Source organism: Corynebacterium comes, from assembly GCF_009734405.1.
Lineage (GTDB): Bacteria > Actinomycetota > Actinomycetes > Mycobacteriales > Mycobacteriaceae > Corynebacterium > Corynebacterium comes.
The window spans coordinates 794,673-810,241 of sequence record NZ_CP046453.1 but is presented as its reverse complement, the minus strand read 5'-3'; the positions used below and the strand labels follow the sequence as shown (position 1 = coordinate 810,241).

14 protein-coding genes are annotated in these 15,569 nt (G+C 65.9%); 7 read left to right on the top strand and 7 right to left on the bottom strand.

Going from position 1 to position 15,569, the window contains the following annotated elements:
- Nucleotides 1–42: 42 nt before the first annotated feature.
- Nucleotides 43–1,677, top strand: coding sequence for a peptide chain release factor 3 (locus CETAM_RS03985; RefSeq protein WP_156227190.1), 1,635 nt, complete (start codon nt 43–45; stop codon nt 1,675–1,677).
- On the top strand, nt 1,677–2,030 hold the full coding sequence (locus CETAM_RS03980; RefSeq protein ID WP_156227189.1) for a hypothetical protein: 354 nt from the start codon (nt 1,677–1,679) through the stop codon (nt 2,028–2,030). Before CETAM_RS03985 ends, CETAM_RS03980 begins: the two co-directional genes overlap by 1 nt.
- Nucleotide 2,031: 1 nt before the next feature.
- Here CETAM_RS03980 and CETAM_RS03975 read toward each other — a convergent pair whose 3' ends face one another.
- The 3 genes from CETAM_RS03975 to aceA all read right to left on the bottom strand — a co-directional run bounded on the left by CETAM_RS03975 (nt 2,032) and on the right by aceA (nt 4,705).
- Nucleotides 2,032–2,694 carry a sulfite exporter TauE/SafE family protein gene (locus CETAM_RS03975; RefSeq protein ID WP_156227188.1) on the bottom strand — a complete coding sequence of 221 codons (663 nt, stop codon included), beginning with the start codon at nt 2,692–2,694 and terminating at the stop codon, nt 2,032–2,034.
- A gap of 94 nt (nt 2,695–2,788) precedes the next feature.
- Nucleotides 2,789–3,289 (bottom strand): ribonuclease E activity regulator RraA, encoded by a 501-nt coding sequence (gene rraA, locus CETAM_RS03970; RefSeq protein WP_156227187.1) that lies wholly within the window; start codon nt 3,287–3,289, stop codon nt 2,789–2,791.
- Between the two features lie 120 nt (nt 3,290–3,409).
- The gene (gene aceA / locus CETAM_RS03965; protein WP_156227186.1) at nt 3,410–4,705 is read right to left on the bottom strand and encodes an isocitrate lyase; all 1,296 of its coding nucleotides are present in this window, start codon (nt 4,703–4,705) and stop codon (nt 3,410–3,412) included.
- 483 nt (nt 4,706–5,188) lie between these two features.
- On the opposite strand from aceA, the gene glcB reads away from it, so the two are divergent.
- Nucleotides 5,189–7,387 (top strand): malate synthase G, encoded by a 2,199-nt coding sequence (gene glcB, locus CETAM_RS03960; RefSeq protein WP_156227185.1) that lies wholly within the window; start codon nt 5,189–5,191, stop codon nt 7,385–7,387.
- Nucleotides 7,388–7,470: 83 nt separating this feature from the next.
- Entirely contained in the window at nt 7,471–8,610 is a 1,140-nt protein-coding gene (locus tag CETAM_RS03955) for a DUF6882 domain-containing protein (protein ID WP_156227184.1), read from the top strand.
- Here the strand turns inward: CETAM_RS03955 and CETAM_RS03950 are convergent.
- Nucleotides 8,564–9,580 carry an enoyl-CoA hydratase/isomerase family protein gene (locus CETAM_RS03950; protein ID WP_156227183.1) on the bottom strand — a complete coding sequence of 339 codons (1,017 nt, stop codon included), beginning with the start codon at nt 9,578–9,580 and terminating at the stop codon, nt 8,564–8,566. The two genes, CETAM_RS03955 and CETAM_RS03950, sit on opposite strands and share 47 nt — an antisense overlap.
- A gap of 33 nt (nt 9,581–9,613) precedes the next feature.
- On the opposite strand from CETAM_RS03950, the gene CETAM_RS03945 reads away from it, so the two are divergent.
- Nucleotides 9,614–10,405: an HAD family hydrolase gene (locus tag CETAM_RS03945; protein WP_156227182.1), complete on the top strand. Its 792-nt coding sequence runs from the start codon at nt 9,614–9,616 to the stop codon at nt 10,403–10,405.
- Nucleotide 10,406: 1 nt separating this feature from the next.
- Here the strand turns inward: CETAM_RS03945 and ppk2 are convergent, their stop codons facing one another.
- Both ppk2 and CETAM_RS03935 read right to left on the bottom strand, forming a co-directional pair.
- Nucleotides 10,407–11,303: a polyphosphate kinase 2 gene (gene ppk2, locus CETAM_RS03940; protein WP_407923963.1), complete on the bottom strand. Its 897-nt coding sequence runs from the start codon at nt 11,301–11,303 to the stop codon at nt 10,407–10,409.
- A gap of 7 nt (nt 11,304–11,310) precedes the next feature.
- On the bottom strand, nt 11,311–11,634 hold the full coding sequence (locus CETAM_RS03935) for a putative quinol monooxygenase (protein WP_197085789.1): 324 nt from the start codon (nt 11,632–11,634) through the stop codon (nt 11,311–11,313).
- A gap of 71 nt (nt 11,635–11,705) precedes the next feature.
- On the opposite strand from CETAM_RS03935, the gene CETAM_RS03930 reads away from it, so the two are divergent.
- Nucleotides 11,706–12,173: a TlpA disulfide reductase family protein gene (locus CETAM_RS03930; RefSeq protein ID WP_156227180.1), complete on the top strand. Its 468-nt coding sequence runs from the start codon at nt 11,706–11,708 to the stop codon at nt 12,171–12,173.
- Here CETAM_RS03930 and CETAM_RS03925 read toward each other — a convergent pair.
- Nucleotides 12,170–13,972, bottom strand: coding sequence for an ABC-F family ATP-binding cassette domain-containing protein (locus CETAM_RS03925; RefSeq protein ID WP_156227179.1), 1,803 nt, complete (start codon nt 13,970–13,972; stop codon nt 12,170–12,172). The genes CETAM_RS03930 and CETAM_RS03925 overlap by 4 nt on opposite strands.
- Before the next feature lie 230 nt (nt 13,973–14,202).
- Between CETAM_RS03925 and CETAM_RS03920 the strand changes: the two genes are divergently transcribed.
- Nucleotides 14,203–15,552: an HNH endonuclease signature motif containing protein gene (locus CETAM_RS03920; protein WP_156227178.1), complete on the top strand. Its 1,350-nt coding sequence runs from the start codon at nt 14,203–14,205 to the stop codon at nt 15,550–15,552.
- The last annotated feature ends 17 nt before the right edge of the window (nt 15,553–15,569 follow it).

Below are 15,569 nucleotides of genomic sequence, written 5' to 3'. Positions count from 1 at the left end.
GGTGTGACCTGGGGGTAGGCCAGCGACTACGCTCTGATGATTATGAGCACCACCGTCGAAGCAGCCCGTCGCCGCACTTTCGCCGTCATCGCCCACCCCGATGCCGGTAAATCCACCCTGACTGAGGCACTGGCCCTGCACGCCCACATCATCTCCGAGGCGGGCGCCACCCACGGCAAGGCCGGCCGCAAGGCCACCGTCTCCGACTGGATGGAGATGGAGAAGGACCGCGGCATCTCCATCGCGTCCTCGGCCCTGCAGTTCGAGTACGCCCCCGAGGGCCATGAGGGCCTGCCCTACATGATCAACCTGGTGGACACCCCCGGTCACTCGGACTTCTCCGAGGACACCTACCGCGTGCTCACGGCCGTCGACGCCGCCGTCATGCTCATCGACGCCGCGAAGGGCCTCGAGCCGCAGACCCTCAAGCTCTTCCGCGTGTGCAAGGCCCGCGGCCTGCCCATCATCACGGTGATCAACAAGTGGGACCGCGTCGGCCGGGAGCCGTTGGAGCTGGTGGACGAGATCGTCAAGGAGATCGACCTGCAGCCCACCCCGATGTACTGGCCCGTCGGCGACGCCGGCGACTTCCGTGGCCTGGCACGTGTCGGCGAGGAGGGCGAGGTCGAGGAATACATCCACTTCACCCGCACCGCCGGTGGTTCCACCATCGCCCCGGAGGAGTACTACTCCCCCGACGAGGCCGCCACCCGCGAGGAGGACGTCTGGGAGACCGCCGTCGAGGAGGCCGAGCTGTTGGCCGCCGACGGCGCCGTGCACAACCAGGAGCTCTTCGAGCAGTGCGTGACCTCCCCGCTGATCTTCGCCTCCGCGATGCTCAACTTCGGTGTGCACCAGATCCTGGACACCCTGTGCGCGATCGCGCCGGCCCCGCGGGAGCGTGCCAGCGACCCGGCGGCGGTGGCGGCGTCGACAAGCGCCATCGACGAGGTCCGTCAGCTCGACGCCGACTTCTCAGGCGTCGTTTTCAAGGTGCAGGCCGGCATGGACCGCAACCACCGCGACACCCTGGCGTTCATGCGCATCGTGTCCGGCGAGTTCGACCGCGGCATGCAGGTCACGCACGCGCAGTCGGGCCGCAGCTTCTCCACCAAGTACGCGCTGACCGTCTTCGGCCGCACCCGTGAAACCGTCGAGGTGGCCTTCCCCGGTGACATCGTCGGCCTGGTCAACGCCGGTTCCCTGGCGCCGGGTGACACGATCTACGCGGGCCGCAAGGTGCAGTTCCCGCCGATGCCGCAGTTCGCCCCCGAGCACTTCCGCACGTTGCGCGCGAAGTCCCTGGGCAAGTACAAGCAGTTCCGCAAGGCGCTCGAACAGCTGGAGTCCGAGGGCGTGGTGCAGATCCTGCGCAACGACCTCCGCGGCGAAGCCAACCCGGTCATGGCCGCGGTCGGCCCCATGCAGTTCGAGGTCATGCAGGCCCGCATGGAGATGGAGTACAACGTCGAGACCATCACCGAGCCGGTGCCCTACTCCGTGGCACGTCGCACCGACGCTGACTCGGCTGCGGAGCTGGGTCGCCAGCGCGGCGTGGAGATCTTCACCCGTACCGACGGCCAGCTCATCGCCCTGTTCGGCGACAAGTGGAAGCTCGCGTTCATCGAGCGGGAGCACCCCGAGCTGACGATGGATCCGATGGTGGCGGACGGATAATGGCGCTCTTCGGCCGCAGACAGCTCGTGAACGTCCCCGCCGACCTCACCCCGGTCGAGCTCGGCCGCCTGCAGGTGCACACGGCCGAGTCGCTTGTCATCGTCACCGTGGGGACCGCCGATGTGGCTCCGCTTCTCGACGCCCTCGCCTCCCCCACCGCCCTCATCTCCGGAGACACACGCGTGATCCTCGTGCCGGTGAAGGACTCCCGGCTGGTGCCTGCCCACGACCCGAAGCGGGGCTGGATCATTCCGGTGAGCGCGGCCGTGGCGGAGTCGGTGGTGTCCACGGTTCGCCCGGAGCCCGGCGGCTACGAGATCGACGGGATGAACGTGGCGTTCATCGTCGAGTAGCTCAGAGCAGAGCCCCGATGCCGAAGAGCGTGAGCGCCACGGCGACGACGTAGCCCGCGAGCTTGACCATCAGCTCCTGGCGGGTCCGCATGAATTCGAAGGCCCGGCCGAAGGGGCTGAAGGGGTGCGCCCGGACCATGCCGACGAAGACCGCCGAGAGCGCGGGGAGGCTGAGCGCCAGACTGGCGTAGAAGAAGAGTCCGATGTAGCGGACCGCCGGCCCCAGACCACTGGTGGACAGATACGCCAGCCCGGCGAAGAACGGAACCGAGGTCGCCGACTGGATCACGCCGAGCAGGAAGCCGACCCCGACGGTCCTGATCGAAGGCTCCTGCAGCGGCTTCATCAACCTTTTCACCAGGGCGGACTCCCCGTCCCCGGAACCGCGGACCGTCAGCACCAACGTGAGGACACCGACTGCGATGAGCAGGATGCCGAACACCGGCGATTCCAGGGCCTGCTGCACCAGATCGCTGATCCCGTCGAAGATGAGCAGGGTGATCAGAGCGAGGAGGAACACCCCCAGCCAGTCACCTGCGATCAGCAGAGTGACAATGCGCCGGTAGCGACCGGTGCGCGGCAACATCACGCCGAGGGCGACGACGACACCAATTAGCAGCGCGTTGAGTGAATCCAACAACGCATAGGACACGGCGTGAAACAAGGGTGTCGCCCTTTCCGGGGAACAAGGTGGGTGGGACAGTTCTGGCCGATTCTACGCAGGCCTGTCCCCCACCCTCCAAGCAGCGGCCAGCGGGCTACTGTTCCGGCGCCTCCACCGGCTGCTCAGTGACGACGATGCCGTCGGAGTCCGCGTAGAGGATGTGCCCCGGTACGAAGTCGACCCCGCCGAAGGACACTGTGATGTCCTTCTCGCCCTCTGCGTCCTTCGCGGACTTGCGGGGGTTGGTGCCCAGTGCTTTGGTGCCGAACTCCATGCCGCGGATGACTGAGGAGTCACGGATCGCACCGAGTATCACCACACCTGCCCAGCCGTTCTTCACGCCCGCGCCCGCGATGAGGTCACCCATGAGTGCTGTATGGACGGAGGCCTCACCGTCGACGACCAGCACACCACCCGGGTTCGGGGTGTTGAGGGTCTGCTTGACCAGGCCATTGTCCTGGAAACACTTGATCGTGGTGATGGGGCCGCAGAACTCGGTGACGCCACCGAAATCCCGGAACTGTGTGTCACAGGAGCGGACCTCCTCCCCGATGATGTCGACCAGGTCAGCAGTGGCGATGAAAGTGGTGGTCATACGGGGGTTCTACCTTTCAGAGGTGGGGGATGCGTGGAGAAGCAGCGGAAACACGAAACGGCGTGCGCCGTGAGGAACTCACGATGCACGCCGCTGTCGGGTTGAGCTGCAGGCTGGTTCCTAGTGGAACTGGCCTTCCTCGGTGGAGCCCTTCAGGGCGGTGGTGGAGGACAGCGGGTCAACGGTGGTGGCGATGGTGTCGAAGTAGCCGGCGCCGACCTCACGCTGGTGCTTGACGGCGGTGAAGCCGCGCTCCTCGGCTGCCTTGAACTCACGGTTCTGCAGGTCGACGAAGGCGGGCATGCCCTCGCGGGCGTAGCCGTAGGCCAGGTCGAACATGCCGTAGTTCAGGGAGTGGAAGCCTGCCAGGGTGATGAACTGGAAGGTGAAGCCCATCGCGCCCAGTTCCTTCTGGAACTTGGCGATCTGATCGGCATCGAGGTGTGCGGACCAGTTGAAGGACGGGGAGCAGTTGTAGGACAGCAGCTGGTCCGGGAACTCCGCGTGGACGCCGTCGGCGAACTTCTTGGCGAGCTCGAGGTCCGGGGTACCGGTCTCCATCCAGATCATGTCCGCGTAGGGAGCGTAGGACTTCGCACGGGCGATGCAGGGCTCGAGGCCGTTCTGCACGTGGTAGTAGCCCTCAGCGGTGCGCTCACCGGTGATGAACGGCTTGTCGCGCTCGTCAACGTCGGAGGTGATCAGGGTGGCGGCCTCGGCGTCGGTGCGGGCGATGACGACGGTCGGTGCGTCGGCGACGTCGGAAGCCAGGCGAGCGGAGGTCAGGGTGCGGATGTGCTGCTGGGTCGGGATGAGGACCTTGCCGCCGAGGTGGCCGCACTTCTTCTCGGAAGCGAGCTGATCCTCCCAGTGGGTGCCGGCAGCGCCAGCGCCGATCATGGCCTTCTGGAGCTCGTAGACGTTGAGGGCGCCACCGAAGCCGGCCTCGCCGTCAGCGACGATCGGGACGAGCCAGTTGTCGATGGAGTCGTCGCCCTCGACGCGGGAGATCTCGTCAGCGCGCAGCAGGGCGTTGTTGATGCGGCGGACGACGTTGGGCACGGAGTTTGCCGGGTACAGGGACTGGTCCGGGTAGGTGTGGCCGGAGAGGTTGGCGTCACCTGCGACCTGCCAGCCGGAGAGGTAAACAGCCTGCAGACCAGCGCGGACCTGCTGAACGGCCATGTTACCGGTGAGAGCACCGAGCGAGTTGATGTAGGAGCCGTCGCGCTTGGAAACCTTCTCCCACAGGATCTCAGCGCCGCGGCGTGCGAGGGTCTGCTCCTCGATCACGTTGCCCTGGAGCTGCTCGACCTGCTCAGCGGTGTAATCGCGGGTGATGCCTTCCCACCGCGGGTTCTCGTCCCAATCCTTCTGGATCTCTGCTGCGGTACGTGCCTGGCCGGTAGTGGTCATTGAGAGGACTCACTTTCCTGTTTTCGTTGCCGTGCCAGCCCATGAGGCTTTCCGGCGTGGGGATAAAGGAGGATCCACCTGCTGGATGTAACATCCATCCTTGGTGGTGTGACTCACAGAGTGCCTTCAAAAGTGCCCGCCGTCAATGGCTTGAGCGGTCTAAATTGTGTGCGGGGGTAGCGGGGGTTTTTGCTAACTTTGCTAACCCCACAACCCGGTCGGCCGTACTGTCCGGTTGACTCCGGACCCCATGGCCAGCACAAACGAATCAAAAACAAAAGCGCAGGTACGGGACATGAACACCGCGAGCACGCCCGAATGACGCCCTGAGACCAATGCCATAACAGGGGTAGCGCGCGGCTAAATCCGCAAAACCATTTACCCCGTGACTGAAATCACTTAGGCTGGAGCCGTCGCCCATAGGCGACTTATTCCGCTTTTCTTCACCCCCAAACCTCTCCAAGACAATTCAAGGAGCATCAGATGACTCAGACTGAACCGAAGGACACCACCGAACGCATCGAGGTCGCCGGCCTTCAGGTTGCCAAGGTCCTGCACGACTTCCTCGCCGACGATGTCCTCCCAGCCGTGGGCGTTGACGCCGACGAGTTCTGGAACGGTTTCTCCGAGATCGTCAAGGAGTTCACCCCGCGGAACAAGGAGCTGCTCGCACGTCGCGATGAGCTGCAGGCCCAGCTCGACGATTACTTCAAGGCCAACCCGGGCCAGCCTGACCCGGCTGAGCTCGAGACATTCCTCCGCGAGATCGGTTACCTCGTCGACACCCCGGAAGAGGGCGAGATCCGCACACGCGGCATCGACGACGAGATCGCCACCATGGCGGGTCCCCAGCTGGTCGTTCCTATCCTCAACGCCCGTTTCGCACTGAACGCCGCGAACGCCCGTTGGGGCTCCCTCTACGACGCCCTCTACGGCACCAACGCCATCTCCGAGGAGGACGGCGCCGAGAAGGGCCGGGGCTACAACCCTGTCCGCGGCAAGAAGGTCATTGCCTGGGGCCGTGATTTCCTCGACAAGGCCGTCCCGCTCGACGGCGCGTCCCACACAGACGTCGACCGTTATTCCATCACCGACGGCTACCTGGCCGCCCACGTCGGTGGCCAGGAGTACCGCCTGCAGGACAAGGCCGCCTACCGTGGCTTCTCCGGCAACTTCGAGGACCCGGAGTCCATCCTGCTGCGCAACAACGGGCTCCACATCGAGCTGCAGATCGATCCGACCACTCCGGTCGGCAAGGACGACAAGGCTGGTCTCAAGGACATCGTCCTCGAGGCCGCCATCTCCACCATCATGGACTTCGAGGACTCCATCGCAGCCGTCGACGGCGAAGACAAGACCCTCGGTTACCGCAACTGGTACGGCCTCAACACCGGCGAGCTGAAGGAGGAGGTGGCCAAGGGCGACCGGACCATCACCCGTACCCTCAACCCCGACCGCAAGTTCATCGGCCGCAACGGCACCGACATCCGCCTCCACGGACGTTCCCTGCTCTTCGTCCGCAACGTCGGCCACCTGATGCAGAACCCGGCCATCCTGGTCGATGGCGAAGAGGTCTTCGAGGGTCTCATGGACGCCGTGATCACCACCGTCTGCGCCATCCCGGGCCTGGACGTCCGCAACCCGCTGCGTAACTCCCGTACCGGCTCCATCTACATCGTCAAGCCCAAGCAGCACGGCCCGGACGAGGTCGCCTTCACCAACGACCTGTTCGCCAGCGTCGAGGACATGCTGGGCCTGCCGCGCTACACCCTCAAGGTCGGTGTCATGGACGAGGAGCGTCGCACCTCCGTCAACCTGGACGCCTGCATCATGAACGTCGCTGACCGTCTCGCGTTCATCAACACCGGCTTCCTCGACCGCACCGGCGATGAGATCCACACCTCCATGCAGGCCGGTGCCATGGTCCGCAAGGCCGACATGCAGAAGGCGCCGTGGAAGCAGTCCTACGAGGACGCCAACGTCGACGCCGGCCTGGCCCGTGGCCTGTCCGGCAAGTCCCAGATCGGTAAGGGCATGTGGGCCATGACCGAGCTGATGGGCGAGATGCTCGAGGCCAAGATCGCTCAGCCGCGCGAGGGCGCCAACACCGCCTGGGTCCCGTCCCCGACCGGTGCCACCCTGCACGCCACCCACTACCACCAGGTCGATGTCTTCGCCGTCCAGGAGGAGCTGAAGAAGAAGGGTCGCCGCGACACCTTCCACGGCCTGCTGACCGTCCCGGTCTCCCCGTCCACCGACTGGACCGAGGATGAGAAGAAGGAGGAGCTGGACAACAACTGCCAGTCCATCCTGGGTTACGTGGTCCGCTGGGTTGAGCAGGGCGTCGGTTGCTCCAAGGTCCCGGACATCCACGACATCGACCTCATGGAGGACCGCGCCACCCTGCGCATCTCCTCCCAGCTGCTGTGCAACTGGCTGGTCCACGGCGTCGTCACCGAGGACCAGGTCCTCGAGGCCCTCGAGCGCATGGCAGTCGTCGTCGACCGCCAGAACGAGGGTGACCCGTCGTACCTGCCGATGGCCGTCGACTTCGACTACTCCATCGCCTTCCAGGCCGCCAAGGACCTGATCCTCAAGGGCACGGAGTCCCCCTCCGGTTACACCGAGCCGATCCTGCACGCCAAGCGTCGCGAGTTCAAGGATCGCCAGGGCATCAAGTAAACCCCTCCCCATCCCTGTCTGAGTCCCGGCCACCTGCCCAGGTGGCCGGGACTTCGTGTTTCCCACCGGATATCCTCGTCCTCATGGATCTCCCTTCCCCCACGTCCCTCGATGACCTGCGTGCCGACGGCGCCCTCATCCAGGCCGACATCGACGCCACCTGGGCCAGCGCCATGGGCGTGGTGACCGGCGTCGAGTTCACGGGCGACACTGCACGCGTCCACCGGCGCGTCGGCACGCGGGACCTTCCGGCGACCGAGGTGGCGCGGATCGTGGACGGTCGGTGGGAATGGATTCAGCAGTATGAACTGGACATCCCCGAGCTGCACGCCCCCCAGGTCGCCTCGGACGGGCTCATCAGCGCGGCCCGGACACTCAACGGCAATGTGCCCGTCCTGCTGGCGCCTTTCGCGGACGGCACCCGCGTGCTGGCCGTCGGTTTCCGCCCCGAACCCGGTCCGATCCGCAGCACCCTGACGCTGGGGCTGGGCGGCCTCGACCCGCGTCTCGACGCCCGTCGTGCACTGCTCTCCTTCGCCGCCGCCCGCGGCCTGGGGGTCCGGTCCGATGAGCGCGGTTTCGGGTTCTCCGACGGCACGACCGTCACGTTCGACGGGGACCTGCCGGTCGATGTGTCCGGAGGAATGAGCCTGAATGACGTGCGCGCCGACGCCCACTTCTTCGCCGCCGAACACCAGCTCCTGCTCGCAGGTGCCTTCCCCGACCTCTCGATCCGCCTGGACATCGGCCGGAGCCGCGCCCTGCTCGGAGACCGGGTGGAGGTCACGGGGCTGGTCATCGCCACGGTCACCGGGGACACGTGGACGTGGGCCTGGGCAGACCCGAATCTTCCGCCCACGCCGGCGGCGAATCTGCGGCGCTTCGGGGTGGACAACGGCATCATCGATCTCGTCCGCCCCCGCCTCGCGCTCGACCGGGCAAGACGTCTGGGGCTCGTCGACGCCGCCAAACCGGTCCTGGGCATGTGGACCCATGCCTTCGCCCCCTTGAACGCGGAGACCACCGGTGTGGTGCTTCTCGACGCCCCCGTCCTCCACCTCCCCGGCCCCGATGCCCCCACCACCCGCGCCGCGGTGGAGGCGACCCTGCAGGCCCCCCTCGACCCGGCCCTGGATCCTGACCGCGCCCGGGCCTCTTACGCGCAGCGCCGGGGAGTCACCGTAGAACGTCCCGATACTCAGCCGGATCATGGGCCGGAGTGAACTGCGCGTCCTGGGTCTTGTCCACCAGCACGGCGCGCACCCCCTCAAGGAAGTCCGGCTGACGGCGGATCAGTTCACCGAGCCTTTCCTCATTGTCCAGCCCCGCGCGGAGATCAGCGGCCCTGCGGTTTGCCGCGTAGAGCTCGGCGGTGGCGACGGTCGCCGACGGCGAGCCGTTCGCCATGAGGGTGCGGACCTCCTGGACGAATTCCTGGTTGTCGTGGGATTCCAGGGCCGCGTCGATCTCCGCCCATGACGCATGATGGAAGGTGGCCTCGATGTCGTCCCGCCACGCGAGGAGCCGGGATTCCTCCTGCACCTCCGTGCTGTGCTCGCCCAGGGCGCCGTCGACCCCGAGCCCGATGAGGTCCCCGATGAACGCTTCTGCGTCGTCGATGATATCGGTGGCCAGACCCGTGTACATCATGTCGGCCTCGTTGAGCCGGTAGCCGGTGAGTCCGATGAAGGCGCCCACGGCAGGCGAAGAACCCGGCCAGCGCTGGGAGGCGTAGGAGATGCCGACGTCGGTGATGTAGCCGATGGCCATCTCGGGCATCGAGGCCCACGCCCGTTCCGTGATCACCCGGTGTGAACCGTGGGCGGACACGCCCAGTCCGCCACCCATGATGATCCCGTCCATCACCGCGATGTACGGCTTGGGGTAGCCGGCGATCATGTGGTTCATCGCGTACTCGTCCGAGAAGAACCTGTCCACCGCCGCCTCCTCGCCGGCGAGGATCTCCTCGCGGACATGACGTACGTCGCCGCCGGCGCAGAAGGCCCTGTCCGATGTGGAGGTGATCAACACCTGGGTGACGGAGTCATCGTCACGCCACTGCTCCAGGGATCGCGTGATGATCTCCACCATCTCGGGGTTGAGGCTGTTGAGGGCTTTGGGGCGGTTGAGTTCCAGAACGCCGGTATGGTGGCGGACTGAGACAAGCACAGGCGGTTCAGTCGGTGTGGTCATGCTCACAGCCTACTGACCGGAAGGACCACCGCAATGGAGTTCCGCCTCATCGCCCTGGACATGGACGGGACGCTTCTCGACGCCGAGGGTCGTGTCCCCGACGCCTTCTGGGAGGTCCTCGCCGAGGCCCGCTCCCGCGGCATCGCCGTCGCACCGGCCTCCGGCCGCCAGCTGGCGACCCTGCGCTCGATGTTCACCGGCGATCACGATCCGGGGACGTTCATCGCGGAGAACGGCACCTGTGTCTTCCATGACGGACGGGTGGTGTCCACCACGCTCATGGACACCGCGATCGTCGACTCCGTCATCACCGCCACGAACGACACTGGCCTCGACCTTGTGGTGTGCACACCTGACGTGGCCTACCACTCCCCCACGGTCGCCGACGCCACCATGGCTGAGCTGGAGAAATACTACGTGTCCCGGGAGCAGGTGCCGGACCTCCGGGAGGTCGCCGCGACAGACGTGATCAAACTGGCCGTCTACACGAGTGATAATGCGGAGGACGTCGCCTACCCGCCGCTGCGCAAGGCCGCCCCGAACGCAAACGTGGTGGTTTCCGGGGCGCACTGGGTAGACATCATGGCGGCCACGGCCGGCAAGGGCCGGGCGATGGCTGCGCTCGCGGAGGTGATGGGCGTCGAGAAGCACGAGATCCTGGCCTTCGGTGACTACCTCAACGATTATGAGCTGCTGCAGGCCGCGGGCACCGCCTACGCGATGGAGAACGCGCACCCGGACATCAAGGCCATCGCGCATCACATCGCACCGCCGAACACGGAGGCCGGTGTGGTCACCGTCCTCCGTGAGCTGCTGGGTATGTGAACTACTTCTTCCGGCTCTTCCTGGTGGCCTTCTCCGCGGACGAGGGCCGACCGCCGACGAGTTTCGCGGCGACGTCGGGGACGTAGCGGAACTCCGCGCGCGGCGGACGCTCATAACCGTTGTCCGAGCTGGGGGGCTGGGGGATCTCGGGCAACGGCCGTTCGATCTTCTCGAAGGGGATCGTCGACAGGAGATGGCTGATGACGTTGATGCGCGAGCGCTTCTTGTCCTCGCTCTCCACCGTGTACCAGGGCGCCGAGGGAATGTCCGTGTGGATGAACATCTCGTCCTTCGCCCGCGAGTAGTCCTCCCAGCGGGTGATCGACTGCAGGTCCATCGGGGAGAGCTTCCAGCGGCGCAGCGGGTCATCCAGACGCGACCGGAAACGCGCGACCTGCTCCTCATCGGAGACCGAGAACCAGTACTTGCGCAGCAGGATCCCGTCCTCCACCAGCAGCCGCTCGAAGATGGGGGCCTGGTGCAGGAAGCGGCGGTACTCCTGCGAGGTGCAGAATCCCATCACCCGCTCCACGCCGGCACGGTTGTACCAGGAACGGTCGAAGATGACGATCTCACCCGCGGTGGGGAGTTTCTCCACGTAACGCTGGAAATACCACTGTCCCTGCTCGCGCGAGCTCGGGGCAGGAAGGGCCTCGATACGGGCACTCCGCGGGTTGAGGTACTGGGTGATCCGCTTGATCGCGGAGCCCTTGCCTGCGGCGTCGCGGCCCTCCATGACGATGACCACACGTGCACCGGTCTCCACCACCCACTGCTGCATGTCGACCAGCTCGGCCTGAAGTCTTTTGAGTTCCTTCTCGTAGGCCTTGTTGTTCAGTTTCGCCGGATTGACGTGCGGCTCAGTGGTGCCGTTGTCCTTTTTACCCATGTTTCTCAGCGTACCGTCAGCCGACCTGGAACTCGGCCATGCGGTCCCACTCCGACTTCCCCTCGATGAGGGTGTTGATGATCTGCGGCGTCTCCGACAGGATCTTCGGGAACAGTGCGGATGCGGCCTGGAAGTGCGGGGAATTCACATGTTCCTCTGCGGCACCGTCCCGGAAGGCCTCGATGAGGATGTACTCGGACGGATCATCGGTGTTGCGCGACCAGTCGAAGAAGATGCACCCCTCTTCAGCGCGGGTGGCGGCGGTGAACTCCTCCACCTCCCGGCGGAAGGTCTCGACGTACTCGGGCAGGGGACGGAAACGGACGTTGATCAAAATCATGCTCACCAGGGTACTTCCCTTCGACTGGCGGCGTACAATGTGATCCAACCCACAACCACGGGAGGATTCCCATGCCGGCGCCCACCAGTGCGGAAATGTTCGAGTTCGACGTCACCGAGTGGTTCAACTCCGATGCGCTCACGATGGCGGATCTGCACGGACGTGTGGTGCTCGTGGAGTTCTTCCAGATGCTCTGCCCGGGCTGCGTCAACCACGGGATCCCTCAGGCGCAGCGGGTCCACCGTATGGTCAGCGCCGATCAGGTGGCGGTCATCGGCATCCACAGCGTCTTCGAGCACCATGACGTCATGGGCCCGGCGGCACTGGAGGTGTTCCTCGCCGAGTTCGGCGTGACGTTCCCCGTCGCAGTCGACCGGCCCGGCGAGGTACTGCCGGTGACCATGAAGCGCTGGCGACTCGAGGGCACCCCCACCACCCTGCTCGTCGACCGGCAGGGCAAGGTGCGGCAGGTCTGGTTAGGCCAGCTCGATGACCTGGCGCTCGGCGTATGGCTGGGAACCCTGCTGGCGGAGGACTAACCCTCCATCTGCTCCCCCAGCTGGAGCCACTCCATCTCCAGCTCCTCCCGCTCGGACTCCATCGCCTGGAGCTGTCCGTCCAGCCCGGCCAGTTTCCCGGTGTCGCCGGCTTCCGCCGCCACGGCCATGGCTGCGTGGGTCTTCTCGATCTTCGGGTCGAGACGGCTTATCTTGCGTTCCAGAGCGTTGAGCTGCTTCTTCAGCTCACGTTCCTCCTGGGAGCTCATGCCCGTCCGCTTCTCGACGGCCACCCGGTCCCGGTCCCCGAAATCCAGCGGCCCTGAACCGGCGGCCGCAGCCATGTCCCGGCGGATCTCCAGGTACTGCTCGATACCGCGGGGCAGATTGGTGAGCCCGCCGTCACCGAACAGCGCCCAGGTGGTGTCCGCGACACGCTCGATGAGGTAACGGTCGTGAGAGATGACGACGAGGGTGCCCGGCCAGGAATCGAGGAGGGATTCCAGCTCCTGGAGGGTGTCGATGTCGAGGTCGTTGGTCGGCTCGTCGAGAAGCAGCACGTTCGGCTCGGCCATGAGCACGCGGGTGAGCTGCAGGCGGCGGCGCTCGCCGCCGGAGAGATCACCGACCGGAGTGCGCTGACGTTTGGAGGAGAAGCCGAGGCGCTCGGCGAGCTGGGAGGCGGAGAGCTGCTTCTTACCCAGCTGGACGTAGGAGGCGACGTCTTCGACGGCCTCGAGAAGCCGCATCTTCGGGTCGAGATCCTCGAGTTCCTGGCGCAGCCAGCCCAGACGCACCGTCTGCCCCTGAATGCGCTTACCCGCAGCAAGCGGATGTTCGCCGGCGAGGGTGCGCAGAAGGGTGGTCTTTCCGGAGCCGTTGACGCCGACGAGGCCGATGCGTTCACCCGGGGCGAGGCGCCAGGTCAGGTGATCGACGAGCATACGCCCGTCGGGGGCCTCCACGCGGACGTCCTCGAGCTCGATGACGACCTTGCCCTGCCGCTGACGGGAGAACGCCGTGAGCTCCACCGAATCACGCGGGGAGGGAACATTGGCGATCAACGCCTCGGCCGCCTCGATGCGGTAGCGGGGCTTGGAGGTTCGTGCGGGTGCACCGCGGCGCAGCCAGGCCAGCTCCTTGCGGGCGAGGTTCTGACGGCGCTGCTCGATGGCGTCGGCCTGCCGCGTACGTTCCGCGCGGGCGAAGATCCAGTCGTTGTAGCCGCCCTCGTAGATGTCGACGACGCCGTCGTGCACCTCCCAGGTCGTGGTGGCGATCGTGTCCAGGAACCACCGGTCGTGGGTGACCACGACGATGGCGATTCTACGGCTGATCAGATGCTCCGCCAGCCACTGCACTCCCTCGACGTCGAGGTGGTTGGTCGGCTCATCGAGGACGACGAGGTTCAGGTCGCGCACCAGGGCCGCGGCGAGGTTCACCCGGCGGCGCTCACCGCCGGAGAGGCCGCCCACCTTCGTGTCGAGGCCGAGGCCCGCCACGCCCAGACCGCCGAGAACCTCGCGGACGAGGGCGTTGGACGCCCATTCGAAGGTCTGCAGGCCCAGCGGCGCGAGGACCACGTCAGCGATGGTGTCCTCATCTTCGAGGTCTGCCCGCTGCGTGACCACCGCCATCCGCAGTTCGGAGGTGTGGGACACGCGACCGGAGTCAGGTTCCTCGATGCCGGTGAGGACCTCCAGGAGGGTGGTCTTGCCTCCGCCGTTGAGCCCGACGACGCCGATGCGATCGCCGGTCTGGACGCCGATGCTCACGCCGTCGAGCAGGGTCTTGAGACCCCAGGACTTGGTGACATTCTCGAGATTGATCAGATTCGCCATATTAAGTCCACATTCTATGCCCCCGGCGGCGCAGGACGTTAACTTCCGGACCAGGTCCGGAAACGACCGGGCCCCGACTTCCGGCAGGAGGCCTGCGAGAGGGGCGCGAAAAGTGCGCAATGGCGCACTGCACACCGCCCTGACCTGCCCATTCCCGGGAGAAGGGGTCATGTCGGAGGCTCGTGTTACGGTGCGCTTGATCGAACGCCAATTCGACACATCGGGGAACCATGACGCTCGCCGCCCTCAACACTCTGACCGACCAGTCCGACACCGACCTCACCGCCACGATCACCGACGCCCACCGCCAGCTCACCCACCACAAGGCCCGCTTCATCCTCGCGCTCACCGAGTTCCACGACCGTGAACTCGCCCGCGCACACGGCGCACCCACCACGGCCGCGTGGCTGCAACTCACGCATGGCGTTGCCCGGCGGACCGCCTACGAATACCTCGGTGTCGGTGCCCGACTGAAGAATTTTCCACTGCTTGCGCAGACGTTTCTCGCCGCCGCCTTCTCCTACTCCATCGTCCGCCTCCTGCTCCGTTACATGACCCCGGAGAACCAGGAGGAGCTCATCGAGTTGGCGCGCACCCACCCTTTCGCCGAACTGGTCCTCCTGTTGGCCGGCCGGGATCAGCCGGACTCCCGCCCGACCGCCAACAGGATCTCCGTGGTCACTGATCCCGAAACCGGTGAGGTCCGGATCTGGGGACGACTCGACCCCGAGCGCGGCGCCGAGTTCATGGCGGCGCTGAAGATATCGGAGCTGGCCAACCTCATCGACATCGACGGCGTGGACGAAGAGGTCCTGGAAGACCCGGCGGCCGTCGAGAAGCTCATCGAACGGGCCCGCACACCAGAGGATGAGAAGTCGGAGGAAACGGACAGGGAGCCCCGCACATCGCGTTTCGGGGGGCCGCTGGCACCCACCCTTTTCACCGCCTTCATGGGGCTGATCCACATGGTGCGCAGCCACCCGCTGAGCCGCGTGCGTGCCCCGGGGGCGGAGGTCAACGTCCTGTTCACCCAGGACAACCGCGCCTTCATTCCGGGCCATCATGGCGGTCAGACCGGCCAGCTGATGCGCACCATCCTCAACGGTTCCGTGCGCTACCACCTGCTGTCTCGATCCGGGCTCACGCTCAAGGTCACCAGAGCGACCCGCCTCGCCTCGGAAGCACAGGTCAAGGCCCTGCTCAACGTCTGGCGGTTCCAGTGCGCCGGCCCCGGTTGCGACCACACACGATTTCTGGAGTTTCACCACATCGTCCCATGGGCGGAGGGTGGCGCCACGGAACTGGCCAACCTGATACCTCTGTGTTCCGGCTGCCACGCACTGGTCAGCGCAGGGATCATGACGGTGCACATTGACTCCGACCCCAGATTCCTCCGGTTCCGGTTGCCGGGCGGGGCGTCCTACACTTCGGAGAACCGAGGGCCGGCGGTGACCGATCAGGCGATGGGCCAGTGGGGCGACCGGTACTTCGACGGGCCCGTCCCCCGGGGCGATGAACATCGGCTTCAGGTGTGGGAGCACCCGGACAGCTTCGATGAGCCGCTGGAAGGAGAGGCCTAGGAGTGCGCAACGGCGCA